This is a genomic window from Streptomyces sp. NPDC050145 (assembly GCF_044460245.1).
Taxonomy (GTDB): Bacteria; Actinomycetota; Actinomycetes; order Streptomycetales; family Streptomycetaceae; genus Streptomyces.
Genome location: NZ_JBITJS010000024.1, coordinates 62,339 through 76,832 on the forward strand (window position 1 = coordinate 62,339; position 14,494 = coordinate 76,832).

2 protein-coding genes are annotated in these 14,494 nt (G+C 76.5%); both read right to left on the reverse strand.

Annotated elements, in window-relative coordinates; translation table 11 throughout:
* Nucleotides 1–19: 19 nt before the first annotated feature.
* Entirely contained in the window at nt 20–7,645 is a 7,626-nt protein-coding gene (locus ACIBTU_RS35320) for an amino acid adenylation domain-containing protein (protein ID WP_399130778.1), read from the reverse strand.
* Nucleotides 7,646–7,666: 21 nt separating this feature from the next.
* Nucleotides 7,667–14,473 carry an SDR family NAD(P)-dependent oxidoreductase gene (locus ACIBTU_RS35325; RefSeq protein WP_399130779.1) on the reverse strand — a complete coding sequence of 2,269 codons (6,807 nt, stop codon included), beginning with the start codon at nt 14,471–14,473 and terminating at the stop codon, nt 7,667–7,669.
* Nucleotides 14,474–14,494: the final 21 nt, after the last annotated feature.

Here is a 14,494-nt window from a genome sequence, read left to right on the forward strand (position 1 = left end):
GGTGGTCACTGCTTTCGGCTCAGACGGTCACGGGGGCGGGGAAGGCGTGCTCGGCCAGTTCGCCGAGGTCGGCGGCGGTGAAGAGGGTCTCGAGGGAGATCTCCCGGCCGCCTGCGGCGGTGATCCGGGCGGACAGGCGCAGGAGTTGACGGCTGGTGGCGCCGAGCGCGAACAGGTCGTGGTCGGGGGTGATCCGGCCGGGGCCGGTGCCGAGTTCGGCGGCGACCAGCGGCGCCAGCAGGTCGAAGGGGGTGCCTGGCGCGGCGGGTCGCTCTTCCGGTACGGGGCGCTCTTCCGGCGCCGGTTCCTCGGCGGGGCCGATGCCCCACACCGATCCGAGCCGCTCGGACAGGGCGCCGGCAGCCACGGGTGCGGGTGCCTGTACGGGGGTGGGTACGGGTGCCGGTGTCGGGGCGACGGCGCCGGTGGGCAGCGGCGGGCGGGTGCGGGTGAGCGGGGTGGCCGGGAGCGCGGCCCTGGGCGCGGTGATCGCTGGCCAGTCGACCCGCTCCCCCGCGACCCACGCCGTCAGGGATTCCCGCTCCGCCTCGGGGGCGTCGGACCCTGACTCGACGGCTCCGCCGCCCTCGGTGCGGACGCGGTGCGCCAGGAGGCGCAGCGTGGCGGCCGCGCCGGCGGCGTCGGTGATCAGGCCCGCGCGCACGGGACGGTCGGGGCGGCCCTCGCGCAGGGCGCGGGCGACCCGGCCGGCGCCCAGGGACGGGTCACGTTCCCACAGGTCGGCGATGCTGTCGGCGAGCGCGGCGAGGTGCTCGGGGGTGTCGGCGGACAGCGGCAGGGCCCAGGTGCCCGCGTCGTCCGGGCCGGGCCGCGCGGCCGGGGGTTCCTCGACGACGAGGCTGCCGTACGAGCCGCCGCCGGCGAAGCCGTTGACCAGGACGCGGCGGGGGGCACCGGGTGCGGTGCGCCAGTGGCCGGCGTCGCCGGTGGCCAGAGTGACGGTCTTCGCGGCGCCCGCGAGTGCCGGGTTGGGCGCGGAGGTGAGGAGCGTCGGATACACGTCGCGGCGCCGGAACTGGGCGATCACCTTGCCGAGCTGGGCGAAGACGGAGGCCGCTTCCAGGTGCCCGGTGTGGGGCTTGACCGTGCCCACCGGGACCGGCGCCGCCCCCTGGGCTCCACCGGAACCGGCGGTGTCGAACAGCCGTCCCAGGGCGGTGAATTCGAGGGCGTCGGCGAGCGCGGCACCGGCCGCGGCGGCCTCGACGTACCCGATGTCGTCGGGCCGCAGCCCGGCGTCGTCGAGCGCGGACCGCATGGTGGCCTCCTGCCGCTCGGGGTCCGGGATGCCGAACTGGCGGGTGGTGCCGGAATGCTGGAGGGCGCCGCCGCGCAGCACGGCGTGCACGGGGTCGCCGTCGGCGAGGGCGCGGTCCAGCGGCTTGAGGAGCAGCGCGCCGACGCCCTCGCCGACGAGCCAGCCGCCGGCGCGGTCCGTGAAGGCGCAGGAGTCGGCGTTCTCGGCGACGAGGCCCATCTCGGAGAGGACGTCCAGGTGGTCGGGGTGGAGCACCAGGTTCGCCCCGGCGGCGAGGGCGGCCTCGCAGCGGCCGTCGGCGACGGCGCGGTACGCGGCCTCTACGGCGGCCAGTCCGGACACGCAGCCGCTGTCGATGAGCACGCTGGGGCCGGTGAGGCCGAAGGCGTGCGAGGTGCGGTGGGCCAGCCCGCCGCGGGTGGCATGGGTGCCGTCCTCGGCCCGTCCGTCGGCGCGGGCCGCGACCCCGTACAGCGCGTGGTCCTGCCACATCGAGCCGACGAAGACGCCGACCCGGTCTCCGGCGCGGTCCGGGGTGAGGGCGGCGTCCTCGAAGCAGCGCCGGGCGACGGACAGCAGCAGGCGTTCCTGCGGGTCGACCGCCGCGGCCTCGTCCTCGGGGATGCGGAACTCCTCGCCCTCGACGGCGAGGACGTCGTCGAGGTAGCCGCCGACGGCCGCGCCGGCCCTGCGCGCCGTGGAGCGCAGCGGCTCCCAGCGGTCGGCCGGTACGGGTCCGGTGGCGGGGGTGCGGGAGCCGAGCAGGGTGTCGAGTTCGTCGAGGGTACGGGCGCCCGGCAGGTCGGCGGCGAAACCGACGACCGCGACGGCCCGGTCGGCGGGCCGCGCCGGGGCGGGGACGAGGGCCGGGGCGGGGACGAGGGCGGCGCGGCGGGACCGTGCCTGCTCGGTGAGGGCGCCGCCCCACAGCGAGAGGAGCAGTTCCTGTCCGTCGTCGACGCCGAAGTCGGCGCGCACCGCGTCGAAGTCCATCTCGCCGACGGCGCACAGGCCGAGCCCGCGCTCGGGCGCCCCGGTGAGCAGCAGTTGGGCGATGTGCCCGGCCTCGATCGTGGAGAAGCGGGCGGCGTTGCGCTCGCCGTAGGCGGGGGCGATGGCGGCCGGGGTCGACACGAGGAAGACGCCGAAGCCGGCGGCGTCCACGAGCGCCCGGTTGTGGTGGACGTGCAGGTCGGTGCCGTAGCGGGCGTCGGGCGCGAGGGCGACCAGGGCGCGCTCGGCCGGGTGCAGGTAGTAGAGGCCGGCGTCGAGCCCGCGGACGGCGCCGGGGGCCGCGTACACGTAGACCTGGACCGGGTAGAAGCCGCCGCCGGAGGGGTAGCGGCGCTTGGCCCGGCCGTCGAGGTCGCCCCAGGTGACGGCGGCGAGCAGGGTGAGCAGGTCCTCGGCGGGCAGCGGGCCGTCGGTGAACTCGCGGAAGGAGGAGGCGTCGAACAGGGCGCGGGGCTCGTCGGGCGTGACCGGCGGGACGGGGACGCGGCGCAGGGCGGCGGGCAGGCGCCGTTCGGCGATCCGGGCCTCCTTGAACGCGGCCTTCGCCTCGGGGTCCAGGGCGATCCGTACGTCGGTGCCGGTGGCCGCGGGCCGTGGGCGCGCGGTGGCGGGCTCGGTGGCGGCCGGGGTGACGCTCCGGGCGATGGAGCGCGGGGTGGGGCTCTGGATGAGGACGTCGACGGGGACCTGGGCCCCGGTCTCCGCCTCGATCTCCTGGGCCAGCCGGATCATGGTGAAGGAGGTGGCTCCCAGGTCGAACAGGTCGTCGTCCGGGGCCACTTGGCCGACGCCCAGGACCGCGGCGGCCCGGCGGGCGATGTCCTGCGCGTCCAGGGCACGCGCGGTGGTGTCCGGCGCGGTGGCCTGCTCGGGGGCCTGCTCGGGCAGGGCGGCCTTCAGGAGGGCGCCGAGCGTCGGCTTGCTGATGAGGGCGTCGACGGGCAGGGCCGTGCCGGTGAGACGTTCGATCTCCTGCGCGATACGGATCATGGTGAACGAGGTGGCGCCGAGGTCGAACAGGTCGTCCGTGTCGGCCGGTTCGGCCACGCCGAGCACGTCGGCGACGACGGCGCGGATCTCGGCGACCGGGCCGCCGGACGCGGCGGTGTCCTGGGCGGGGGCCGGGGCGGCGGCGGGGACGGGTTCCGGTTCCGGCGCGGCGCCGAAGAGCGCGGCGGCGGCCCGCCGGTCCAGTTTGCCGTTGGTGGTCAGCGGAAGGTCCTCCACGAAGCGGAAGCGGTTCGGCACCAGGTAGCCGGGCAGGACGTCGGCCAGGGCGCGGCGGATCCCGGGGACACCGGGGGCGTCGCCGGGGGTGCGGGGGACGCAGAGGGCGGCCAGGACCTGTTCGCCGGAGGCCGGCTCGTCGACCGGGAGCACCCGGGCGTCGGCGACGCCGGGCACGGCGGTCAGGGCCGCCTCGATCTCCTCCGGTTCGATACGCAGGCCGCGCAGCTTGAACTGACCGTCGATCCGGCCGAGATAGCGGATCTCCCCGTCGTCCCCGAGCAGCCCGAGATCGCCCGTGCGGTAGAGCCGGGGCGAGTCGTCGAGGTCCGGGAACGGCGACGCGACGAACCGCTGCGCCGTCAGCTCCGGCCGGTCGTGGTAGCCGAGCGCGACCTGCCGGCCGCCGATGAGGATCTCCCCCGCGACGCCCGGCGGCACCGGGCGCAGGCCCTCGTCCACCACGTGGATGCGGGTGTGGCTGACGGGGCGGCCGATCGGCACGGTCGGTTCGTCCCAGTCGGGACGGCACGCCCAGTGGGTGACGTCGACGGCCGCCTCGGTGGGCCCGTAGAGGTTGTGCAGTTCGGGCCCGGCGGTGCCGAAGACCTCGTAGAACCGGCGCATGGTGGCCACGGGGAGGGCCTCGCCGCTGGTGAACACGGCGCGCAGGGCGGTGCCTTCGGCCGCTTCGGGGTGGCGCAGGAACATGCCGAGCACGGAGGGCACGAAGTGCGTGACGGTCACGCGTTCCTCGCGCAGCAGGCGGGCGAGGTAGGCCGGGTCGGTGTGGCCGCCGGGCCGGGCGACGACGAGGGAGGCGCCGGCGACGAGCGGCCAGAAGAACTCCCAGACGGAGACGTCGAATCCGTACGGGGTCTTCTGCGCGACCCGGTCGCGGGCGGTGAGCCGGAAGCGATCCTGCATCCACAGGATGCGGTTGGCGACGCCCTGCTGGCTGTTGCGGCAGCCCTTGGGCCGGCCGGTCGTGCCCGAGGTGTAGATCGTGTAGACCGGGTCGTCCGGCCCCACCGTGACGGCCGGGCGGGTGCCGGGCAGCGCGTGGAGCGCGGCCCGGTCGGCGTCCCGGTCGGGGCAGATCACCGTCGCTCCGGCCGCTTCCGGCACCTCGGCGAGGGCGGCGTCGGCGATCACGACGCGGGCCCCGCTGTCCTCCAGCAGGTAGCGCACCCGCTCCGGCGGGTTGGCCGGGTCGACGGGCACGTAGACGGCGCCGGAGCGGACGATGCCGACCAGGGCGGTCACCAGGCGTTCGGAGCGGTCCATGTGGACGGCCACGTGGTCGCCGGGCCGGACGCCGAGGTCGTGCAGCCGGCGGGCCAGCCGGGCGCTGCGGCGGTCGAGGTCGCCGTAGGTGAGGGTGCCTCCGGCGTGGTGGACGGCGTCCCGGTCCGCGCGTCCGGCGAACGCGGCCTCGACGAGCTCGACGAGGGTGAGCGGGGTGTCGGGGTCGACGGGCCCGACGACGTCCAAGGCAGGCTGCTCGGGCTGCTCGGGCTGCTCGGGCTGCTCGGGCTGCTCGGGCTGCTCGGTGACGAACTCCCGCACCCGGCGCGCGTACCGCTCGAACATCGCGTCCAGCCGGTCCGGGGCGAGGGCGCCGTCGGCCGCGTCCCACTGCCCCATCAGGTCGTCGCCGACGAGCAGCGGCACGTGGTCGAGCGCCACCTGCGCGGTCTGCGACTGGCTGGTGCGCAGGTCCACGTCCGCCGGGTGGAGCGCGGGGTCGATCTCCGGCACCCGGGTGAAGACGACGGGCAGCCGCAGCGCGCCGCCCGAGCGGAACACCCGGGTGCGCAGCTCGCCGAGCCCCGGCACGAGTTCGGCGCGCTCCAGATCGGCGCGGACCCGGTTCCACAGCGCGCGGGCGCGCGCGGCGAACTCGTCCGGGAGCGTGTCGTCGACGGTGACCCAGGCGAGCTGGGTGAAGTCGGCGACCATCGCGTCGGCGTGGGCGAGCGCGGCGGGCCGGTCCCAGGAGACGACGGTGACGGTGAACGGGCCGGTGCCGCCGAACTCGGCGCGCAGTTCGTCGGTGTAGGCGGTGAGCAGCACCATGTCGGCGGGGACGCCGATGGCCGCCGCCCGCTCGGTGAGGGCGCGCCACGAACCCAGGGGTGCCTTGCGGTGGGCGCGGGGCGCGCCGGGGGCGGGCTCGGGCAGGGCGGGGCCCGGGGGCAGCGCGGCGAACTTCTCGCGCCACGCGGTACGGGCGCCTTCGCCGGCCGGGGTCCGGCGCAGTGCGGGCAGGGCGCGCAGGTGGGCCGTGGGATCGGCGGGGCCGGACAGAACGGTGTCGTCACGGTCGTGCAGGGCGAACAGCTGCCCGAACAGGAGGGCGAAGCTGCGGGCGTCGGCGAGGAGGGCGTCGAGCACGACGTGCAGGACGGTCGTGCCGTCGGGCAGCACGCTCGCCTCGAGGGCATACATGGGGCTGGTGCCCAGCGGGAACGTGGTGTCGCGCAGCCGCGCCGCGACCCGCGCGAGCTCGGCCTCCGGGTCGGTGGCGCCGGTCAGGTCGTGCCGGGCGATCCGGTAGCGGCCGGTGACCGGGGTGACGGTGAGGGTGCCGTCCTCGTGGACGGCGGCGCGCAGCATGGGGTGGTGGGCGAGCAGCCGGTTCCAGGCGTCCTCGAGCCGGTCGGTGTCGTGCCGGTGGAGCAGGAACTCCTGGTACACGCGGGTCTCGGCGTCGCCGCCGAGCCCGCCGATCCGGCCGACGAGGTAGGCGGACTGCACCTCGGTGAGCGGGACGGGCTCGGACGGGGCCTCGGCGGGCAGTTCGGCGGGTCCGGCGAGCGCGGTTCCGCCCTCGTCGGCGATCCGCTCCAGGGCCGCGCGCAGGGCGTCGAAGGCGGCCCGGGTCCGGGTCTCGTCGACGTCGGTCGGCGCGAAGTCCCAGGAGACGAGGAGTGCCCCTGCGCGTTCCTGGACGCAGCTCTCCAGGTGCACGCCCGGGGTGAGGGTCGCGGAGGCTTCGAGGTCGACGTGCGCGGCCCAGCTGTCCGGGTCGTCGCCCAGGGCGGTGAGGCTGCCGAGCAGGCTGGTGAAGACGAGCGGGATCGCGGCGGTGCGGCGGCCCGGTACGGACCTGGCGTGCTCGCGCAGGGCGCGCACCCCGCTGACGGCGGAGTGCTCGAGGTCGCTCCACAGCCGGGCCCGCACCAGGTCGAGCCGCTCCCCCGCCGTACCCGTGGCGGGCGGCGCGACAAACACGGACGTCGAGATGAACGGGCCGACCAGGCGCGGCACATCGGGGTGCACCCGGCGCCGGTTGTAGGTGGTGAGGACGACGGGCAGCGGCGCCGGGTCCCCGGCGCCCTGCACGGCGGCGGTGCACAGGGCGAGCAGCAGCGCGGTGGGGGTGGCGCGGGCCTCCTTGGCGGCGGCCTTCACCCGCTCCCAGCGCTCCGGCTCCAGGCGCAGCGCGATCCGGCGGTGGGCCGGTCCTGACGCCGCTCCGCCCGCCAGGGGCAGCGGCCTCGCGAGATCGACGTCCGCCAACTGCTCGCGCCAGTACGTCAGCGACTCCTCGGGCACCTTCGCCCCGGCGCCCGCGGCGCAGTACTCACGGAAGGTCAGTGCCGGCTCGGTGACGGCGGTGCCGCGCGCGTACCGCTCGTACCACTGCTGGAGCAGCAGGGAGACGCTCGGCCCGTCGGCGATCAGCTCGTCCACGGTGAACAGGACGCGGGCCCGGCCGCCGCCGAGCAGGGCGACGCGGATCGCGAACAGCGGCCAGCGGTGCGGGTCGGAGCCGGCCAGCGCCTCGCGGCGCAGGCGGGCCAGTTCGGCGTCGCGCGCCGCGGCGTCGAGGCCGGTCAGGTCGGCGCGGACGAAGCGGTGGGCGGGCACCTGGGCGCGCACCGTCTGGCGGGCGTCGGGCAGCATGTGGGCGCGGAGCATGTCGGTGGCGGCGACGACGTCGTTCCAGGCGCTCTCGGCGCGGTCGGTGTCGAAGGCGTCGGCCTCGAACTCCAGATGGATCTGGGTTCCGGCGCCCGCGCCCGGGCCGGCGCCGAGCGTGCGGCCCACGTAGAACGACTCCTGGATCTCCGTGAGAGGGAACGGCTCGAACCGGTCGGTCGGGTCGGTCTGCGGCATGGCTGGGTTCTCCGGTTCCCTCTACTTGCTCTGCGGGTCGGACAGGTGGGCGACGAGTTCGTCGACGGTGAACTCGCTGAGGAGCTGGAGCGGCAGCGTCCGGCCGAACCGCTCGGTGATCTCGAAGCGCAGGTTCATCGCGCCGATGGAGTCCACGCCGAGTTCGACGAGGGTACGTGCGGTGTCGATGGGGCCCTCGGCGCCGGGTCCCGCGGCCAGTTCGCCGACGAACTCGACGAGCCGGGTGAGCCGTGGATCGGTGGTGGCGGGCTCGGGCACGGGCGTGGGCTCGGGTGCGGGTGTGAACTCGGGTGCGGGCGACGGGGTTTGGGCGGTGCCGGATGCCTCGTCGGCGAACCAGTGGCGGCTGGCGAGGTACGCCGACGGCGGCAGAGACACGATGCGGCCTGGGCCGGACTCCGGGGCATCCAGGGATTCCAGGGCCTCCCGGTCGACCTCCCAGCCGCTCACCCACAGGTCGGCGATCTGTTCCAGGCGGCCGGCCCGCCACAGCGCGGCCACGAGGTCGTCGGTCTCGGGGGCCTGGTCGCGGGCGGCGGTCGCCGTGCCCGTGCGCAGCGCGCCGCCGGCGGTGCCGTCCGCGGCGAAGCGGGCCAGTTCCCCGGCGAGTGCGGCGACGGAGTCGACGACGACGGCGAGCCGGTGTTCGTGGCCCGCCCGGCCGAGGTGCAGGGTGCGGGCGAGGTCGGCGAGCGGGGTGTCCGCCCCGGCGCCGGTCAGCCAACGGGCCAGGCGGTGCGCCGTGGCCGACAGGTGGGCCGGGCTCGGCGCCGACAGCACGACGAGCTGCGGGGCGCGGGTCCGCGGCCGCGCGGGGGCGGCCGTCAGGTGCTCCTCCAGGACGACGTGGGCGTTGACCCCGCCCGCGCCGAAGGAGCTGATGCCGGCGCGGCGGGGCAGTTCCCGGCCCTCGGCGTCGCGCGGCCGGGGCCAGGGCGCGGCGTCGTGCTGGAGCCGGAAGCGCGTCGCGGCGAGGTCGAGGGCGGGGTTGACGGGGTCGGCGTGCAGCGTGGGGGCGAGGGTGCCGTGCCGCAGCTGGAGCAGGACCTTGGTGAGCGCGGCGATGCCCGCGGCGGACTCCCCGTGGCCCACGGCGGACTTCACCGAGCCGAGCGAGCAGGGCACCTCGGCGGCGGCGCCGCGCCCGTACGTCTCCTGGAGCCCGGCGAGTTCGACGGGGTCGCCGAGTTCGGTGCCGGTGCCGTGCGCCTCGATGACGCCGACGGTGGCGGGGTCCACGCCGGAGCGGCGCAGCGCCTCGCGCACCACCCGGGCCTGGGCCCACGGGCTGGGCGCGGTGAAGCCGTTGGTGCGGCCGCCGTGTGCGACGGCGGTGCCGCGGATCACGGCGTGCACGGTGTCGCCGTCGGCGAGGGCGCGGGCCAGCGGCTTGAGGACGACGGCCCCGACGCCCTCGCCGGGCCCGAACCCGGCGCCGCCCGCGCCGAAGCTGCGGCACAGGCCGTCCTCGGCGAGGAAGCCGGACTGGCGCAGCATGCGGAACCGGGAGGGGTGCAGGTAGAGGTTGACGCCGCCGACGAGCGCGGCCGCGCACGCGCCGCTCCGCAGTGCCTCCACGGCCTGGTGCAGGGCGACCAGCGAGGAGGAGCAGGCGGTGTCGACGGGCTGGCTGGGGCCGCGCAGGTCGAGGAGGTACGAGAGCCGGTTGGGCAGTGACCAGGCGTGGCTGGAGGGCATGTCCCGGCCGCCGGCGGCCCAGCGTTCGGCGCCGAGCAGCGGGTAGTCGGCGGAGGTGATCCCGGCGAAGACGCCGACGCTGCGGGGTTCTCCGTCGGGGGCGGTGAGCCGGTCCAGACGGGTCCCGGCGAGCCCGGCGTCCTCCAGGGCTTCGCGGGCCACCTCGAGGAAGAGTCGTTCCTGCGGGTCGGTGTACGCCGCCTCCCGGGACGACATCCCGAAGTACGCGGGGTCGAACCGGTCGACGTGGTCGAGGAAGTGGCCCCGGGCCCGGACGTCCCCGGTGTGCTCCCAGCGGTCGGTGGGCAGGTCGCCGACGGTGTCCTTGCCGGCGAGCAGGTTCTCCCAGAGCGCCTCCGGGTCGTCGGCTCCCGGGTAGCGGCCGGCGAGTCCCACGATCGCCACGGCGTCGTCGGGGACCGGGTCCGCGACCGGCTCGGGGGTGGCGGCCGGGACGGCCGGTTCCACGGGGGTTTCCGTTTCCGCGGCGGCCTGGGGGCCGGGTACGAGGCGTGCCAGGTGCTCCGTGAGTTCGGTCAGGTCGCGCAGGCCGAACAGCATCTCGGGGCCGACCGGCGCCACTTCGGCGCTGAGCCGGGAGGCCAGCGTCCGGATCATCACCGAGTCGAGGCCGAGGGCTTCGAGGGAGGTGCGCGGGCCGATCGCGGACAGGTCGTGGCCCAGGGCGTCGGCGACCGTCCGGCAGACCAGGTCGAGGAGAGCGCCGGGGGGCGTCGGGCCGGCCGATGCGGGCGCGGCCGGCATCGTCGGGGCGGCGGTGGACTCTGAGGGCCGGTTGTTGCCGGGCAGCAGGTGCAGGTCGGTCAGGCTCCGGTGCCAGCGGTCCCGGTCGCCGTGGAAGAGGGACACGACGACGGGGCCGTCGGGGCCGAGGAGCCGTTCCAGGGCGCGCAGTCCCAGTTCGGCAGGCAGCGGGACCATGCCGACGCGCTCCTCGACCTCCTCGCGGACCGGGCCGGGGATCGTCATGCCCGGCACGTCCCACAGCGGCCACTGCACGGACACGGTCCGCCCGTGCCGCTCCCCCGCCGCGACGCGTTCCGCGCGCCGCTCGGCGAGGGCGTCGAGGACACCGTTGGCGTAGGCGTAGTCGGCCTGGCCGAGGTTGCCGCCGAGCGCGGCGACCGAGGAGAACAGGGCGAACACGTCGAGCGGCAGCCCGGCCGTGGCCTCGTCGAGCGCCACGGCGCCGGCCGCCTTGGGGGCGAGCACGGCGGCCACGTCGTCGGGGGTCTTGCGCAGCAGGTAGGCGTCGCGGACGACGCCCGCCGCGTGGAACACGCCGTGCAGGGCGCCCTCGTGGGCGAGGACGTCGTCGACCAGCGCCCGGGCACCGGCGGGGGTGCTCACGTCGGCGCGTACGTAACGGATGCCGCCGGAGCCGTCGGCGGGCGGGCGCCCGGCCGGATCCAGCTCGACCCAGGGCGTGCGCCCGCACACCACGACACGGGTGCCTGGGCGGGTGGCGAGCCGGCGGGCCAGCGCGCGGCCGATGCCGCCCATGCCTCCGGTGACCAGGTGCACGCCGCCTGGGCGGAAGGCGAAGTCCCGCTCGGGCAGGGGCGCGGGGCGCAGCACGCGCCGGGCACGACGTCCCCCGCGGACGTCGGCGAGATGCCCGGACTCGGCCTGGGGCACGGTCAGTTCCGCCCGTACGGCGTCCGCGGCGGCGGCCCCGTCGTCGTCGACGAGCAGGGCCCGGCCGTCCAGGCGCGGGTTCTCCTGGCGCAGGGTCTGCACCAGGGCGCGGGCGGCGTCCGCCTTCAGCGGGTCGGCGGTGACGGCGAGGACGGTGAGCCGCTGGGTGCGGAAGGCACCGAGCACGGTGCGCAGCGCGGCGAACGCGTCGGTGTCCGCGTCCGCTTCGCCGCCGAGCCGCACGACCAGCGTGACGGCCTCGGGCTCCGTGCCCCGCACGCCGTCGATCCCGTCGAGTCCCTGCCCGCCGAGCGCCGCGGTGAGCGCCCCCGCGGTGTCGTGCACGAGCAACGGCCCCCGCGCGGCGCCGTCCGGCGCGGCGACCGGCAGGGGCGAGTCCTGCCAGGCGGGGCTGTGGAGCGCCAGCGCGGCGAGGTCGTACGGGGGTGTGGGCGGGGCCGGGAGGGTGGGCGGGGCCGGGACCGTGTGCGGGGCCTGGGCCGTGTGCGGGGCCTGGGCCGTGTGCGGGGCCGGGACCGTGTGCGGGGCCGGGACGGTGAGCGCGGCATCGACCGTGGGTGCGGCATCGACCGTGGGTGCGTTCGAGACGGAGTGCGGGCCGTGGTCGGTCTGCGCGCCAGGGGCCGTGTGCCCGTCCGAGACGGTGTGCCCGTCCCTGACCGTGTGCAGGTCCGAGAGAGTGAGCGCGCCCGGGACGGGACGCAGGTCCGAGACCACGTGCCCGTCCGAGACCGTGTGCAGGTCCGACAGGGTCAGCGCGCGCGGGACGGGACGCGGGTTCGGGACCATGTGCCCGTCCGAGACCGTGTGCGGACCCGCGACGACGTGCCTGTCCGAAACCGGGTGGGGGCCCGAGACCACGTATCCGTCCGAGGCCACATGACCGTCCGAGACCGTGTGCAGGTCCGAGAGGGTGAGCGCGCCCGGGACGGGGCGCGGGTTCGAGACCACGTCCCCGCCCGGGACCGCGTGCGGGCCCGAGCCCTCGTGCCCGTCCGAGACCGTGTGCAGGTCCGAGAGGGTGAGCGCGCCTGGGACGGGGCGCGGGTGCGGGACGGGCCGTTCGGCATCGGCCGGCCGCCCAACGATCACGGGCTGCTCTCCCGTGATGGGCCGCCCGGCGGTCACGGGCCGCCCAGCCGTCGCAGCCTGCCCGGCAGTCCCGGGCCGCCCAACCGCCAGGGACGCGCCAGCCGTCACAGGCCGCCCTCCCGCCACGGGCTGCCCACCCGTCCCGGGCCGTTCCGCCGTGACGTAGTGGCGGTCGCGGGCGAAGGTGTAGCCGGGGGCCGGGATGCGGTGGTGGCGGGTCGGTGGGTACAGGCGGGTGAAGTCGATGTCGTGGCCCTCGGTGTAGAGCCGGGCGAGTTCGCGCAGCGCGCCGGGGCGGGCGGTCGCGTCGTCGGCCCCGTCGAGGAGGCGGTCGGTCAGGGCGGCGCGGGCCCGGCGGTGCTCGCGATCGGCGGAGGGCGCGGCCGGGGCGTCGATGCGCCGTTCGTCGGGCTCGCCCGAGGCCAGCCGGTCGAGCGCGTCGAGGAGTTCGTCCCGGTCGGCGACCAGCAGGGCCGCGCGGTGGCGGTGGTGGTCGCGGGCGCAGGACAGGGTGTGGGCGAGGTCGCTGAGGGCGGCCTCGGCGCCGCCGGACGAGCGCAGCCAGCGGGCGAGTTCGGCGGCGCGGTCGGTGACGGCCCCGGGGCGGCGGCCGGACAGCGGGACGAGCACCGGGCCGTCGGGCTCGGGGGTGTGCGCGAGCGGCGGGGCCTGCTCGACGACCACGTACGCGTTGGTGCCGCTGAAGCCGAACGAGCTGACGGAGGCGCGGCGCGGCCGGTCCGCCGGCGCGGGCAGCGCCTGCCGTTCGGTGGCGACGGTGAACGGCCCGTCCGTGAAGGGGATCCCGGGGTTGAGCGTCCCGGCGGTGCAGTGCAGCGACGGCGGCACCTGGCCGGAGCGGACGATACCGATGGCCTTGATCAGCCCGGCGAGGCCCGCGGCGGCGGACGTGTGGCCGACGTTTCCCTTCACCGAGCCGATCGGCACGCTGCCCGCGGGGCGGCCCGCCGGGGCGAACACCTCGTTGAGGGCGGTGACTTCGATGGGGTCGCCGAGCGGGGTGCCGGTGCCGTGGCACTCGACGTAGTCGATGCCGTCGGGGGTCAGGCCGAACCGGTCGAGGGTGGCGCCGATCAGGCGGGCCTGCGAGGCGGCGCTGGGCGCCGTGATCCCGTTGGTCCTGCCGTCCTGGTTGAGGCCGCTGGCGCGGACGACCGCGTGGACGTGGTCGCCGTCGGCGAGCGCCTTCGACAGGGGCTTGAGCACGACGACGGCGCAGCCCTCGCCGGGGACGATGCCGTCGGCGGACGCGTCGAAGGGGCTGCAGTGGCCGCGGGGCGAGAGCATGCCGGCGCGGCTCATGAAGACGTGGGGCAGTTCGGTGAGGTAGAGGGTGACGCCGCCAACGAGCATCATGTCGGCGTCCCCGAGCCACAGGGACTGGCAGGCCTGGTGGAGGGCGACCAGGGAGGAGGAGCAGGCCGTGTCGACGGTGACGGCCGGTCCCTTCAGGTCCAGGTGGTAGGCGATGCGCGCGGCGAGCAGCGAGTTGGAGTTGCCCTGCATGACCTGGGCGAGCCGGGCGTGCGCGCTCTCGCGCTCGACGAGGTCCTGGTAGTCGTTCATCATGACGCCGGCGTGCACGCCGACGCGGGCCCCGGCGAGCGAGCCGGTGCGCTGCCCAGCGTGTTCGAGGGCGCGCCAGGACTCCTGGAGGAAGAGCCGGGCCTGCGGGTCGGTGAGTTCGGCCTCGCGGGGTGTCATGCGGAAGAAGTCGGCGTCGAAGCGGTCGACGTCGTCCAGGAACGCGCCCCACTTGGAGACGGACTTGCCCTCCGCGCCGGGGTCGGCGTCGTAGTGCTCGTCCACGCGCCACCGGTCGGCGGGCACCTCGGTGACGAGGTCGTCCCCGTCGAGGATCCGCTGCCAGAAGGTGTCGGCGTCGCCCGCTCCGGGGAACCGGGCGCTGTAGCCGATGACGGCGACGGGCTCGAGCACGGGCGCGGATGCGGGTGCGGGCGCGGCCGGCTCGGCTGCCGGGGCGGGGGCCGGGACCGGAGGCACGGCAGCGCGCAGCAGTGCCTCAGCCGTCGCACGGTCCACCGCGGCCGGTTCGGGCGCGGCCGCGACCGGCTCGACCGCCAGGTCGGGGGCCGGCGCGGGGGCCGGGGCCTGTGCCGAGGCGGGGGCCGGTGCCTGAGGCGCGGCAGCGCGCAGCAGTGCCTCGGCCGTCGCGCGGTCCACGGCGGCCGGCCGGGGCGCCGGCTCGGGCGGGGCCGGGGCGCGCAGCAGCGCGGCGGCGGACGCGGCGTCCAGCGCACCGGTCTTGACTCGGGTCAGGATCTCTTTCGCGTCCATGCCGTCCATGCCGTCCATGCCGTCCTTCGGTTCCTTCGT

Coding starts and splice junctions, on each gene's coding strand:
- ACIBTU_RS35320 (WP_399130778.1), bottom strand. CDS start 7,645: ATGCCGCAGACCGACCCGACCGACCGGTTCGAGCCGTTCCCTCTCACG.
- ACIBTU_RS35325 (WP_399130779.1), bottom strand. CDS start 14,473: ATGGACGGCATGGACGGCATGGACGCGAAAGAGATCCTGACCCGAGTC.